The 12,669-nt window shown below is 60.2% G+C and carries 10 protein-coding genes and 1 pseudogene; 1 reads left to right on the top strand and 10 read right to left on the bottom strand.

The features are described from left to right. Window positions 1-377 precede the first annotated feature (377 nt). The 10 genes from ACVWYQ_RS32620 to ACVWYQ_RS32665 form a co-directional block, all read right to left on the bottom strand. Window positions 378-1,568 (bottom strand): cupin domain-containing protein, encoded by a 1,191-nt coding sequence (locus ACVWYQ_RS32620; RefSeq protein WP_456726897.1) that lies wholly within the window; start codon window positions 1,566-1,568, stop codon window positions 378-380. 76 nt (window positions 1,569-1,644) lie between these two features. Then, window positions 1,645-2,418 (bottom strand): enoyl-CoA hydratase-related protein, encoded by a 774-nt coding sequence (locus ACVWYQ_RS32625; RefSeq protein WP_456727227.1) that lies wholly within the window; start codon window positions 2,416-2,418, stop codon window positions 1,645-1,647. Between the two features lie 719 nt (window positions 2,419-3,137). Continuing rightward, window positions 3,138-3,371, bottom strand: coding sequence for a DUF6894 family protein (locus tag ACVWYQ_RS32630; RefSeq protein WP_456726898.1), 234 nt, complete (start codon window positions 3,369-3,371; stop codon window positions 3,138-3,140). Window positions 3,372-3,551: 180 nt separating this feature from the next. Beyond that, complete coding sequence (locus ACVWYQ_RS32635) at window positions 3,552-3,857, bottom strand: hypothetical protein (RefSeq protein WP_456726899.1); 306 nt, start codon at window positions 3,855-3,857, stop codon at window positions 3,552-3,554. A gap of 322 nt (window positions 3,858-4,179) precedes the next feature. Continuing rightward, window positions 4,180-5,004 carry an alpha/beta fold hydrolase gene (locus ACVWYQ_RS32640; protein WP_456726900.1) on the bottom strand — a complete coding sequence of 275 codons (825 nt, stop codon included), beginning with the start codon at window positions 5,002-5,004 and terminating at the stop codon, window positions 4,180-4,182. A gap of 30 nt (window positions 5,005-5,034) precedes the next feature. Continuing rightward, a complete protein-coding gene (locus ACVWYQ_RS32645; RefSeq protein WP_456726901.1) occupies window positions 5,035-6,000 on the bottom strand; it encodes a 3-hydroxyacyl-CoA dehydrogenase NAD-binding domain-containing protein in 966 nt (321 codons plus the stop codon). 54 nt (window positions 6,001-6,054) lie between these two features. After that, window positions 6,055-6,978 (bottom strand): 3-hydroxyacyl-CoA dehydrogenase, encoded by a 924-nt coding sequence (locus tag ACVWYQ_RS32650; RefSeq protein WP_456726902.1) that lies wholly within the window; start codon window positions 6,976-6,978, stop codon window positions 6,055-6,057. A gap of 33 nt (window positions 6,979-7,011) precedes the next feature. Next, window positions 7,012-8,241 carry a CaiB/BaiF CoA transferase family protein gene (locus ACVWYQ_RS32655; protein WP_456726903.1) on the bottom strand — a complete coding sequence of 410 codons (1,230 nt, stop codon included), beginning with the start codon at window positions 8,239-8,241 and terminating at the stop codon, window positions 7,012-7,014. 54 nt (window positions 8,242-8,295) lie between these two features. Beyond that, complete coding sequence (locus ACVWYQ_RS32660) at window positions 8,296-9,078, bottom strand: enoyl-CoA hydratase-related protein (protein ID WP_456726904.1); 783 nt, start codon at window positions 9,076-9,078, stop codon at window positions 8,296-8,298. 128 nt (window positions 9,079-9,206) lie between these two features. Beyond that, window positions 9,207-10,427 (bottom strand): acyl-CoA dehydrogenase family protein, encoded by a 1,221-nt coding sequence (locus tag ACVWYQ_RS32665; RefSeq protein ID WP_456726905.1) that lies wholly within the window; start codon window positions 10,425-10,427, stop codon window positions 9,207-9,209. Between the two features lie 986 nt (window positions 10,428-11,413). Between ACVWYQ_RS32665 and ACVWYQ_RS32670 the strand changes: the two are divergent. After that, window positions 11,414-12,661: pseudogene (locus tag ACVWYQ_RS32670) on the top strand (PAS domain S-box protein); the annotation flags it as partial. Window positions 12,662-12,669 lie beyond the last annotated feature (8 nt).

Consider the following 12,669-nt stretch of genomic DNA (forward strand, 5'->3'; position numbering starts at 1 on the left):
CGCGCTCGTCTCGCCTCCGCTATCCCGGCCAGCTCCGACGAGACGAGCGCTACCAGCAAAACCCGCCGCGCAAAGGGGTCAAAATTGGACGCCTATGAGGGGTCAAATTTGCAAGCCGATTACACGCACGGCTCGGTCAGCCATGAAGCTGCTCGACGACCGGGCCAGGCAAACCTTGAGGTCGTCCTCGAGGATGTCTGCCGGGTGCTGCGGCCCCAAGGCGGCGATCGCGAACTCATAAGACACATCGCCGAAGTTGCTGGAGAGCGCTCTGGCAGGCACTATCACGCCCGGCAGTCTGACAGAAATAGCTAAGCAGCCCTGCACCGCGTGGCGGCGAGGGGACGCGTCCGACGATAAGGCGCGTCCTGACTCAACTATGTCTGCTTGAGCTTCGAAATCGTTGTTTCGGGCACGCCGGAAAGGTTGTTGCCCAGAAGGTAACGCGGGCTCGACTGCACCCATTTGGTGAGGTCGATTTCTTCGAACTTGCCGTTGTCCCAGGTCTGTACGATCTCGAGATCGTCATCGCCGACGTTCTTGACCGCGTGTCCAAAGCCCTGCGGAATGTAGGCAACATCTCCCGGCTTGAACTCTGCTACCTTGCCGCGACCACCTGAGCCGAACAGCGCTACCTGCGCTTTGCCTCGCAGATAATAGTGCCATTCGTTGGCGTTCACGTTCCAGTGCAGCTGCTTCATGGCGCCCGGCTTGATGATCATGACGCCGCCCGACATCGTCTTGGAGACCGGCCACTCGTCGACCGTGGCGAGCCGGAAGGAGCCGCCATCGAAGTCGCGCACGGCCCGATTGTCGCGCAGCAGGCTGAACTTGTGCGTCGACTCCTTGGGCCACGGCGCGTCGAGGGCTTCGGAAGCGGGCAGCACTGGCCCGGCCTGGATGTAGGTCTCGCCCTTGGGGAAGGCGTCGAAGATGTCCTTTGATACGCCGAAATTGAGGGCCAGCAGGTCCTTGGGCGTCACATCGATCCAGTCCGTGATCGAGAATGTGCCGTGCTCGGAAAAGGCGCCGTTATCGAAGGACAGGATGAAGTGACACGGCTTGTCGCCGATGGTCTGGATCGAGTGACCATGGCCCTTGGGGAAATACCAGAGATCGCCCGGTCCGTAGTTGTTGATCTCGCTCGCGCCCGACGGATCGAGAACCACCGTCTGGCAGCGGCCATCGATGACAAAGGCCCATTCGGCTGCGATGGCGTGCCAGTGCAGCTCGCGCGATGCGCCCGGCTCGAGGAACATGTGGACACCAGCGATCCCCTTGCTGATGGGAAATTGGTGGACGGTAGCCTCTTTCGCCCAGCCGCCCGAGGTCACCTTTGGAACACTACCGTCGAGCGAGAAGTGGAAATCGGGAAGAGCAGCCACGTCCTTGGGATCGTGGTAGGCGACCTTCTCGCCCGGCGGCAGCTCGACTGCTTGTCGTGCAAATCCCCCGTCCCCCGGCTTGAACTTCGACGGGTCGGCGGCATGCGCATTGCTAAGTGCAGTTGTCGCCAGGAGGCCTCCGCCGCTGGCAGCCAGTATCTGGCGACGTGAAAAGATGTTCATGGCATTGCATCCAATTATTCAGCGGACCCAGGTCAGGTCCATTCGAGGTTTCAACGACATCGCAGCGTCAGCGGCCTCAGGTGGATAGCCTCGCGAAATCAGGAGGCCTGCGTTCGGCGAATGCGGCAAACGCCTCGCGTGCCTCCGCGGTCTTCAGCTGCTCCTTGAACAATCGCCCTTCTTCAGTGGCTTGCGCCGCGATCCGCTGATAATCGCGCATCAGTCTCTTGGTTTGGCTAAGCGAGCCGCCGGGCAATCTCGAAAGTGTGAGCGCTGCGTCACGCGCCTTCTTGCGAAGTTCACCCTGTGGCACCACCGCATTCGCCAGGCCGCAAGCAAGCGCCGCTGCCGCTTCCATCGGCTCGCCCAGCGCAAACATGGCGTAGGCGCGAACGTGACCGATCCGTAGCGGTAACAGCCAGCTCGAAGCCGCTTCTGGGACCAGCGCGAGCTTGACGAACGGCGTGATCAGCCGCGCATTGTCTGCGAGATAGACGAGATCGCAATGCAGAAGCATGGTCGTGCCGATGCCGACAGCATTGCCTTGGACGGCGGCGACCAGCGGCTTGCTCGCGTTGCTGATGGCTCCGATGAAGCGACGGACGGGACTCTCAGCGGAATTGTCGGCTCCGGCCTGGCGTGCGAAGTCCGCCATATCATTTCCGGCAGTGAAGCTGTCGCCGTCGCCCTGGAACAAGACGACGCGGACTGAATCGTCTACGTCGGCTTGTCGAACCGCATCCGACAATGCGTTATACATCGCTCCGCTAAGCGCATTTTTCTTGTCCGGACGCTGCAAGGTCAGCGTCATTACGCCGTCGGAAATCTCTCTTTTGACATGTTCACTCATGACAGCCTCCATTGGCAACGATTAGGACTTCCCGCACCCCAGGATTGAAGAACCCCATATCCATTTGATCAGCGCCGTCATCAGTCTCGGTGAAGGGGAACGACCGGTCCTCGGGGGAAGGACCGGCCGCATTTTGGCGTGGGGACAAGAAGGGACGGGTACTAAACACTTGCGAAGCTCTTATCTCTGCGATTCAAAGCTATGCGCCAAGGAGTGTCGGAGCGAGTGAAACGATCTAAATCCCGGCAAATCGTCGCAAATGCGGATGCTGGCCCGTCGCCCAAACGGAATGATGCGCACCTCGTCGATTGCTCCGTGTATAATATCCAGCGTTCGGTCGTTAAGGTGGATCAGGTCGTTCCTTTTTGGTTCCGATAGCTCCGAGCAAATCGCCTGACTCCCTGATCGTCGAGTACGAACTCCGGGATAGCCCGCACGACATCTGTTTTGCGTCGCTCGTGGGACTGATTGCGAGGTTATTCGCTCTGTTGATTGCGCCGGACAAGGAGTGCCAGCCTGACATTGCGCGATGATTTCAAGACACAGGCGATCTCGGCCCCTGCACGACGCCATTTTGTCCGATAGCGCGTCTGCACCAACGGTCCAGGCCGCCATGGACGTCCAGAACGCTCGTCAGTAATTCGTCCAAGGCATTTTCTCCCCAATATCAAACTCGGACCGGCTAAACAGCACCATCGGTCACGGACTTCAGCGGTCACTCAATGTGGCTTGCCGAGCACGAAAGCGAAGGGGACGATGAAGAGCTCTTCGCCGAGGTCGTCGTTGACGTGCAGGACCCAACTGCGCCAATCTTCGGGGCCGCCCGCTGCAGTGAGGGATCGTACGACATTAGCCGCGTGATCACGCGCCTCAGCGAGATCGTCGACTACGGCGCCATGGTGATCGACCAAAACTTCCTCTGCGTTGGTGCAGTGGAAATATAGCTGGGTCATGTTCAGTCTCCCTCAAATTGGACAGGTCGCATCGAGATGTCGCTGTCTCAGGTCTCGTGAGCCGGCCGAGCAAAGGAGAAAAACGAAGACGCTGTAATGATATGGAGCCATATCCAGCTGGTCATGAGTGGGAAGAGGATCATGTCTGCACCTATTGCTATTGCCGGTAAGAAGTGGGGCTCAACCGCCGCATTTCGTCGACATCAGTTCATTGATGGCGTTGATCTCGGAATCGAGCAGAGCGAGATTCCGCTCGGCGCCGGCGCATCTTGCAGCGGCCTGCCGCAGCAATACGGATTCATAGAATGAGGTAGCGTAGGCGCGACAAATCTTCTCTCGCTCGACATTAGCTGTTTGACTAAGCAGCGTCGCCCGGCGCGCGCGCGAAGCGTCGAGATCGCTGGGTGACATGCATTCCGACGCAACTGCAGGAATCGTGGATGCATTGATCACGGCAGAGGCGACGAGAAGAGCAATTCTCCTCATGGTATTAACTCCGCAGGAACGAGTTCTTGCGAAGAAACTTAGAGCCTATCGCTCATTCTTCCCATTGCACGCGAGTCGCTCAGGATGCGGCTATGGTTTCGCCACCTAAACCTTGGCGTATGGCGAGGAAGGCTCGTAATCTCCAAATACCTCGACGGTTTGCGGTGACTCCCGCACCCAGTTCGACGCCGTCGAGAGAGAACGGGAGTACAGCGAGCCGGCGGCACGGTTGCAGGCTGGCCCTTTGAATCCCTGTCGGCGCCCGGTCGCCGCCTGACGCCTGCTAAGATGCGGGCGAAGGTGGCAAGACGCCACCTCTAGCCTAGCTTCTGAAGAACGCTAGAAGGTCGGCATTAATCGTGGCTGCCTCTGTCGTTGGCATGCCGTGCGGGAAGCCCTTGTAGGTCTTCAGCACACCGTTCTTCAGAAGCTTTGCAGACAATGGGCCCGAATCCGCGTACGGGACAATTTGATCGTCGTCGCCGTGCATCACCAGGACGGGGATGCCGATCTTCTTGAGATCTTCGGTGAAATCGGTCTGGGAGAAGGCGACGATGCCGTCAAAGTGCGCCTTGGCGCCGCCGGTCATACCTTGCCGCCACCAGTTTTGGATCACCGCCTCGGATGGCTTGGCGCCCGGCCGGTTGTAGCCGTAGAACGGACCGGCCGCGAGGTCGCGGTAGAACTGCGAGCGATTGGTCGCGACCTGCACCTGGAAACCGTCGAACACATCTTTCGGCAGTCCGCCGGGATTTGCCGGGGTCTTCACCATCAACGGCGGCACCGCAGCGACAAGCACGGCCCTTGCCGTCCTGCTTTCGCCGTGTCGAGAGAGGTAACGCACCACCTCGCCCCCGCCCGTGGAATGGCCGACGTGGATGGCGCTCTTCAAATCGAGATGCGCCGTCAGCGCCGCAAGATCGTCGGCGTAGTGATCCATATCGTGTCCGTCGGCCACTTGGGCAGAGCGGCCATGGCCGCGTCGATCATGGGCGATGACGCGGTAGCCGTGATCGAGGAGGAACAGCATCTGCGCGTCCCAGTCGTCAGACGACAAAGGCCATCCATGACTGAACACGATCGGCTGCCCCTTGCCCCAGTCCTTGTAGAAAATCTCGACACCGTCTTTCGTTGTGATCGTGGGCATGGCAATTTTCTCCTTGGCTGATGGTTGCTGTCACAAAAACGAAGGCGAGGCGCCAAATAAGTCATCGTCATGCTGCGAGTCGCCGCTTTGTGCACGCTTGGCGCGCAGCTCCAGGAGGCCGAGCAGAAGCTCGTCCCGCTCGGCTTCGAGCTCCTCGATGGTACGCGATCCGACCTCAGCGTGGACGCCGTCGACGAGCTTCTTCTGGATCTCCGGGGTGAGCACCGGCGAGCCGAGGCTCTTCCACGAAGTCGTCATTGGGCCGGCAAACTGCTGGAAAAAGTGCTCGATGCCGCCAGGGCCGCCGCCGAGGTGATTAAGCATCATGTTGCCCATGATGCCCCAGCGCAGACCGGGACCCCAGGACAAGGCGTCGTCGACGTCCGCAGCGCTCAGGACATCCTCGGCAATGAGGTAGTAAACCTCACGGGCCAGTGCGCCCTGCAGGCGGTTGGCGACATGGCCCGGCATTTCCTTGTTGAGGCGGATCGCCTTTTTGCCGATCGACTTGTAGAACGCGATCGCGCGCTGGATGATTTCTTCCGAGGTCTTGGTCCCGCCGACGACCTCAACCAGTGGGATCAGGTGCGGCGGATTGAAGGGGTGACCGATCACGCAACGCTCCGGATGCAATGCAGCGCCCCTTTGGATGTCGCTCATCTTGATCCCGGACGAGCTCGACGCGATGATTACGTCCGGCGGCAGCAGCTCGTCGAGCTGCTTGTACAGCCTCTGCTTGAAGTCAAGCCGTTCCGGCCCGTTTTCCTGGACGAGGTCGGCGCCCGCCAACGCCTCCGCAAGGTTGGCAGTGAACTTCAGGTTCGACTGCGAAGCGCCGGGCGAGAGGCCGAGCCGTTCCAGCGCCGGCCAGGCCGCCTTCACGAATCTCCGCAATGCGATCTCTGCGCCCGGCGCGACATCCGTCGCGACGACCTGTAGTCCCTGGGCGAGGAACTGCGCGGCCCAACTGGCGCCGATCACGCCGGTGCCGATCACGGCGATACGACGAATCGTCTTGATGTCAGTCATGTTGTTCTCCGATCAATGCTGTTAGATTTCGGTGTAGGCGATGCCGGTAAGATTGCCTTGAGCTCCGAGCACCGTCCGCTTGTTCGTTCCATCGAGCTTGGCGACATAGAGCGAGCCGGCGAGGTCGGTCACGAACATGCGATTGCCCGGAACGTCCAGCGCGATTCCAATGCCTTCCATAAGGTCCGAGACCACGATCTCCGCCACTTCCTGCGCGGGCTTCGCGTCGATGGGCGTGCGGTTCACCGTGTTGCCGCGCGGGGGATTGCCGCGATCGGTCCAGTAAAGGATGCGATGTTCGAGATCGATCTCGAGATCGATCGGCTCGGGAAGACCGTTGAAGAAAACGTCGATGTCGCTGCGATTGATCGCTGTTTCGCCCTTCGGAATGTCGATCCCGGCACGCAGAATGCGCCCGACTTCGGCGTTGTCTCCGCCCTTTTGCGTCCAGTAGATCTGACCTCGTTTGGGATCGACCGCGATTCCCACGCACCAGCGCGTCTGGTCGCGGCGATCTGCTTCGCCTTCTCCGGCCTGGACGAGGATTTCGACCTGCGAACCGTCGAGGTTTGCGCGCATAACCCGCATCCCCTCGCGATCGGACCAATAAAGCTTGCCGTTCGCCTTATCGAGATGGATCTGTTTCGGCGTATAGGTGCCGCCAGGCGGGACGATGAACCTGCGATTCTTTCCGTCGAGGTCGGCGCGCTCGATCGAACCATCGTTCGCGCTGGGGACGCCCATATTGGTCCAGTAGACGTGACCGGCGGCGACGTCGACGACCACGCCATCGGGATGCGGGCAACCGCTCGCAATGACTTTGCGGTTTGACCCGTCCGGATCCAGGGAGAGAACATGCCCTCCGCTCAGGTCGAGGAGAAACAGCCGGCCGGAGCGGTCGGTATTCGACCGCTCCCTTGTTCTCGTAGCCTCGCGTACACTCATTGCTTGCTTCCTTGCTGGTGTTTGGCGCTGCGTCTACGCCGCCACGTGTTTTTCTGTCTGCGGGATGGCGCCGTCCTCGCGCAGGCTCTCGATGCTCCTGGCGTCGAAGCCGAGCTCTCCGAGGATCTCCGTGGTATGCTCGCCCAAGGCGGGCGCGCGCCGGGCCGGAACCTTCGCGACGCCATGCACCTGGATCGGACTGCTGATCGTCGAGGTCATCTTGGCACCCGCGCCTTCGAGCGGAACGACGATCTCGTTTGCCCTCAGCTGCGGGTCGTCGATCACTTCCTGAGGTCCGCGGACCTCGCCAAAGGTGACGTTCACTCCGGCGAAAACCGAATGCCAATGCGCCATGGCCTGAGCACCAAATACCTCGTCAAAGATGGCCGTGAGCTGTGGCATGTTCGCGACAAGCTGCGCCGGTTCGGAGAAGCGCGGATCGGTCAGCAGGTCCGCGCGGCCGATTGCATTCACGACGGCCGCAAACTTGTCCGGCGTGATGATGAGAACAAACCAGATTCCATCGGCGGCGCGATAGACGTTCGTCGCGGCACTGACGGGATGAGTGCGGTCGTGCATTGGAGGAAATTTGGCGCCCGCGAGAGCTGCCTGAATCGATACGCTCGCGGACCACACGCCCTCGGCAAGCAGCGACGTCGTGACATACGCGCCTTTACCGGTCCGCTCGCGCCGGTAAAGGGCGGTGACGATCGCCGAATAGAGGCCGACAGCCGTGGCATTGTCGCCGCTGCCGCTCACCGGCCAGGTGGGCGGCGCGCCAGCGTCACGCGTCAGCGATAGCAGACCACTGCGTGCCCAATATGAGGTGAGGTCGAAGCCGGGCAGATTGGCATCCGGACCTTTCTCGCCGAAGCCGGTGAGATCGGCGTAGATCAGACGCGGATTCCATCCCGCGACGTCGTCATATTCGAGCTTCAACTTCTTTCGCGCATGGTGCGGCGTATTGACGACGAACACGTCGGCCCAGTTGACGAGCTCGAACAGGACCTGCTGCGCGGCCGATGACTTGAGATCAAGCGTAATGCTGCGCTTATTGCGGTTGGCAAGATGCCACTGATAAGGATCCTGGGATTGCGGTTGAATCGGCGTCTTGTGCCCGTGTCGCCACGGGTCGCCGTGGGGCGGCTCGACCTTGATGACGTCGGCACCGAAGTCGGACAAGATCACGGCGGCGCTCGGGCCCGCGATGAAGCTCGACAGATCCACGACCTTCAGTCCTGAGAAGATATTGTCGCTTGCCATTGATGGCTCCTGGGTTGACGTGTGACTCTCGTGCTGACCGAAACTCGACCGAGGTCAGCGACCGTGAAATTGCGCTGAGCGCTTCTGGAGGAATGCCGACGTGCCTTCCTTCTTGTCCTCCGTTCCGGCGCACAGTCCGAAATAGGAGGCTTCGAGGGCGAGACCTTCGGTCTGGCTCATCTCCATCCCCTTGTTGACGGCGTCGAGCGCATATCTGACGGCGAGCGGCGCGTTGGTAGCGATTTCATTTAGAATCGCTTCCGAACGCGGGATAAGGTCAGCGGCGGGAACGATCTCGTTGACAAGTCCGATGCGGTGAGCTTCCTGCGCGTCGATGATTCCGCCCGACAAAATGAGCTGAAGAGCGCGGCCTTTGCCGACCAGCCGCGGCAGCCGCTGGGTGCCGCCGCCGCCGGGAAGCAATCCGAGCTTCACCTCCGGCTGGCCAAATTTCGCACGCTCCACCGCGATCCGGATGGCGCAGGCCATCGCCGTCTCGCAGCCGCCGCCCAACGCAAAGCCGTTGATCGCAGCGACCACCGGCTTGCCGAGATTCTCGATGAGATCGAGCACCTGCTGCCCACGGCGGCTCGCCCGTTCGCCATCGATCGCGCTGGCCTGTGCGAGGTCGCTGATGTCAGCGCCGGCGATGAAGGCTTTGTCGCCAGCGCCTGTCAGAATGACGCCGCGTACGGCCGGATCATTCTGCGCATCCTCGAAGGCGGTCCGCAGGTCCTGCCAGGTCGCCGAGTTCAGGGCGTTCAGCACCTTGGGCCGATTGACCGTCACGTAAGCGATTGCACCACGTTTCTCGTAGAGAACGTTCGCGAGCGTCATCGTCGCCGTTGACGAAACGGTAGGTGCAACCGAGGGTGATTGCGGAATTGTTGCTGTTGCCAATGTCATGTTGATTGCTCCTGACTGACTGACGGGCCGGCATGGGAAATGCCGGCCCGCCGGCGACCTCACACGAAGGCGCTGAACCCAGTGACGGACTTGCCGACGATCAGGTTCTGCATCTGGAAGGTGCCCTCGTAGGAATAGAGCGCTTCGGCGTCGGCGAATAAGCGTCCGACATTGTTGTCGACGATGATGCCGTTGCCGCCGTGCACCTCACGCGCCCAGGCGACTGTTTCGCGCATCCGCGCCGTCGTGAATGCCTTGGCGAGCGAGGCATGCTGGTCAAGAAGCTTGCCTTCTTCCTCAATCTCGGCGAGTCGCAGCATCATCGATTGGCACGCCGTCACGTTGGCGAGCATCCTGGCGATGAGATCCTGAACCAACTGGAATGCGGCGATCGGCTTGCCGAACTGCAAGCGCTCCTGCGTGTATTTGAGCGCGGCCTCGTAAGCGCCCATCTGCAATCCGGTCGCCATCCAGCCGACGCCGGACCGGGTCAGGCGCAGCACGTGCGCAGTGTCGCGGAACGAATTGGCCTTCTGTAGGCGGTTCGCTTCCGGAACCCGGCAGTTGGTCATGGTGATCAAGCCGTTCTGGACCACCTTGAGAGCCATCTTGTTTTCGATCTTCTCGACGCTGAAGCCGGGCGTCGTCTTGTTCTCAACGATGAAGCCCTTGACCTGGTTGTCCTCGACGTCGCGCGCCCAAATGATCGAGACGTCGCACCAGGGTGCGTTGCCGATCCACTTCTTCTGGCCGTTGAGGATCCAGGTGTCGCCGTCGCGCTTGGCCGTCGTGGTGAGGCCCCCGCCGGTCCCGGAGCCGACCAGCGGCTCGGTCAGGCCGAAGCATCCGATCTTCTCCAGGCGCGCCATTGGCGGAAGCCACTTCTGCTTCTGCTCCTCGGAGCCCAACAGATTGATCGTGCCCATGGAAAGGCCGATGTGGACGCCAAAGAATGTCGCAAACGACGCGTCGATCCGGGTCATCTCCATGCTCAGCATTCCGTGGAACTTGTCGCTGGCACGTTTGTAGCCGTAACCATCGATACCGACGCCGCCGATATTGAGCTCCTTCAGAGGTTCGATCAGCTCGAACGGGAAAGCGTCTTCAACCCAGTATTTGTTGATGATGGGCGCAACCTTCGTCTCCATGAAGTTGCGTACCTTCTTGAGGAGCGCCTGCTCATCGGCATTCAATGTCTCCGTGATTTGATAGAAATCGCCGTTCGGCGGCGGAAGCTGCTTCCGTGTAACCGAAGGCTTGAGCGCGATGGCGGTCGTCATGCGAGTCTCCGTGTTTTTTGTCTGCCGATCTGCGCGCTCTAATTGGCACCTGGCGCTCTCCCGGGCGAGTGAAGCGCGACAAATCATGACAAATCGTTGCAAAGGGAGGGGGCGGAGTACGCACGCGCCGGCTCAGCCGACGTCAACGGACGGCTGCCATTTCTTCGGAAATGCGCTAAGATTTCCGAAGGAGACGGACCGCGGGTGCCTGTGGGGCTTGCATGCCGAGCTGAATTTAAAAGCCCGGTGCCGGAGCTAAAGGATGGTGCAGTATTTGGGGAGCGCGTCGTATTTTGATGACGATTCTCGGAAACTGTGGGCGGACGGCGAACGCGTGTTCTGCCATTGCTCGTAATCGGACGTCAAAGGCAAGAAGCGCGAGATCCTGATCGTTCAGCCTACGGAAGAGGATCCGTCGCGACCGGGTTACCGACGGTTCGGACGATTAGGAACGAATTATTGCAATGCCGCGACCGGTCGCTGTTCATGGTCGCCTGCATCGTGCTCGGGGTATCGCCCGGCCAACACGTCTCCTGCTCCAGCGCTGGCTCTTGCGCCCACTATGAGCAGGAGTCAGGCCGGGTGCCGAGACGATCTTTCGCGGTACCGGAGCGTCAGGAGTGACGACAATGCCAATTCGCATAGCTGCACATGATCAGGGCAAGAGTTCATCCATGAGCCACACCGCATTGCGGCTCTCCTCGGCAATGCTCGCCCTTGCGGTCTTCCTCGTTGACGTCCTCACTCCGTTGGAGGGCGCCGTCGCCGTGCTCTACGTCGTCGCAATTCTGCTTGCCGCGAAAACCACTCGCCGCAATGATATCATTATCGCCGCCTGCGGGTGTGTCGTGCTGACGATAACCGCATATCTGCTTTCGCACGATCTGAGTTCCGTCGCCTCGCCTGCCCTGCGCGCACTTATGAGCCTCGCGGCCATCACCATCACGACTCTGCTATCGCTTCAGAACCAGGCAGCAACGAAACATCTTGCGACGATGATCGATGTGTCGCAAGCGCTGTCAGGCGAGTTCGTCTTGGAAAAGCTCATCGACAAGTTGATGCGGAGGGCCATCGAGCATGCTGGTGGCGAACGGGGTCTTTTGATTTCACCGCAAAGTGATGGGCTGCAGATCGATGCGGAAGCCATCGCGAGTGGAGAGACAATAGTTGTGCACTTGTCGGAGCGCGCTACTCACGTTTTAGGCGAGTTACCGGAATCCCTCATTCGTCATGCAATGTGTACGAGAGAAGCCGTAATTCTCGACGATGCTTCGTCATCTCAGAATCCGTTTAATGCCGATCCCTACATCGTTGCGCGTCGCGCTCGTTCTATTCTCTGCTTGCCATTAATCAACCAGAGAAAGCTCATCGGCGTTCTCTATATTGAAAACAATCTTACGCCGCGCGCTTTCACGCCTGCGCGGATTTCGATGCTAAAGGTGCTCGCATCACAGGCGGCAATTTCGCTGGAGAATACGCGGCTCTATCGCGACCTTGCAGATCGCGAAGGAAAGATTCGGCGTCTTGTAGACGCCAACATCATTGGGATTTTCGTTGCCGACCGTGAAGGTCGAATCGTCGAGGCCAATGATGCGTTTCTCCGTATCCTGGGATACGACCGCGAGGATCTGGTTTCGGGACGCGTGCGCTGGACCGAGCTGAGTCCGCCGGAATGGCATGAACGGGACATGCGCACCCAGGCGGAATTGAACTCAATTGGATCCGTTCAGCCGTTCGAGAAGGAGTATTTCCGGAAAGACGGCAGCCGCGTTCCCGTGTTGATCGGTGCCGCACTGTTCGAACGCGGCGGCAACGAGGGCGTCGCCTTCGTGCTGGATCTGAGCGAGCGCAAGCGGGCTGAAGAAGCGGTAAAATGGAGCGAGGAAAGTTTTCGCGCTATCGTGGAAACGACGCCAGAATGCGTGAAACTGGTCGCTCGCGATGGCACCGTGTTGCTCACGAATGCGGCCGGCGCGGAAATGGCAGGTGTGCCGTCCGCAGACGCCGTGGTTGGACAGAGGTTTTTTGATTTCGTCGCGCCGGAGCACCAGAAGCTATATCGCGAGTTTCACGAAAGGGTCTGTGCGGGACAGCGAGGCTTTCTGGAATTCGACCTACTCAACGCGCAGGGCGTTCGCTGGCACATGGAAACCCACGCCGCTCCCCTGCGAACGAGCGATGGGTCAATCGTGCAGCTTGGGGTCACACGAGACATGACAGCTCGCAAGAGAGCGATAGAAGC

Source organism: Bradyrhizobium sp. USDA 3397 (assembly GCF_054060965.1).

Bases quoted from the DNA above. Each gene is read 5' to 3' on its own strand.
- ACVWYQ_RS32620 (WP_456726897.1), bottom strand. From the start codon at position 1,568: ATGAACATCTTTTCACGTCGCCAGATACTGGCTGCCAGCGGCGGAGGC.
- ACVWYQ_RS32625 (WP_456727227.1), bottom strand. From the start codon at position 2,418: ATGAGTGAACATGTCAAAAGAGAGATTTCCGACGGCGTAATGACGCTG.
- ACVWYQ_RS32630 (WP_456726898.1), bottom strand. From the start codon at position 3,371: ATGACCCAGCTATATTTCCACTGCACCAACGCAGAGGAAGTTTTGGTC.
- ACVWYQ_RS32635 (WP_456726899.1), bottom strand. From the start codon at position 3,857: ATGAGGAGAATTGCTCTTCTCGTCGCCTCTGCCGTGATCAATGCATCC.
- ACVWYQ_RS32640 (WP_456726900.1), bottom strand. From the start codon at position 5,004: ATGCCCACGATCACAACGAAAGACGGTGTCGAGATTTTCTACAAGGAC.
- ACVWYQ_RS32650 (WP_456726902.1), bottom strand. From the start codon at position 6,978: ATGAGTGTACGCGAGGCTACGAGAACAAGGGAGCGGTCGAATACCGAC.
- ACVWYQ_RS32655 (WP_456726903.1), bottom strand. From the start codon at position 8,241: ATGGCAAGCGACAATATCTTCTCAGGACTGAAGGTCGTGGATCTGTCG.
- ACVWYQ_RS32660 (WP_456726904.1), bottom strand. From the start codon at position 9,078: ATGACGCTCGCGAACGTTCTCTACGAGAAACGTGGTGCAATCGCTTAC.
- ACVWYQ_RS32665 (WP_456726905.1), bottom strand. From the start codon at position 10,427: ATGACGACCGCCATCGCGCTCAAGCCTTCGGTTACACGGAAGCAGCTT.